The following is a 320-nucleotide window of genomic DNA, read 5'->3' as shown; positions in this document are numbered from 1 at the left end:
GGTGGCCACGCCCGCGACGACAGTGCCGGTGCCCAGCAGGGTCGCGCCGTCGAAGAACGACACCGTGCCGGTGGGGGTGCCGGCTCCGGGGGCGGTGGCAGTGACGGTGGCGGTGAGGACCTTGGCCTGGCCGAACACCGACGGGTCGGGCAGGGACGTCAACACCGTGGTGGTGTCGGCCGTGGTGACGGTCTGGGCGTCCACCGCCGAGGTGGAGCCGTTGAAGCTGGTGTCTCCGCTGTAGACGGCGGTCAGCGCGTGGGTGCGGACGCCGAGGGTGGAGGTGGTGAAGGTGGCCACGCCCGCGACGACAGTGCCGG

General features: G+C 72.8%; 1 protein-coding gene. It reads right to left on the bottom strand.

Features of this window, described 5'->3' with window-relative positions; genetic code table 11:
* The coding region (locus OP86_RS32685) for an Ig-like domain repeat protein (protein WP_245231858.1) at positions 1–300 on the bottom strand (300 nt) is incomplete at its 3' end.
* Positions 301–320 lie beyond the last annotated feature (20 nt).

The sequence above is a fragment of the Streptomyces novaecaesareae genome, from assembly GCF_000716875.1.
Lineage (GTDB): Bacteria > Actinomycetota > Actinomycetes > Streptomycetales > Streptomycetaceae > Kitasatospora > Kitasatospora novaecaesareae.
The sequence above is the reverse complement of the archived record's forward strand: the minus strand, read 5'-3'. Positions and strand labels throughout refer to the sequence as shown.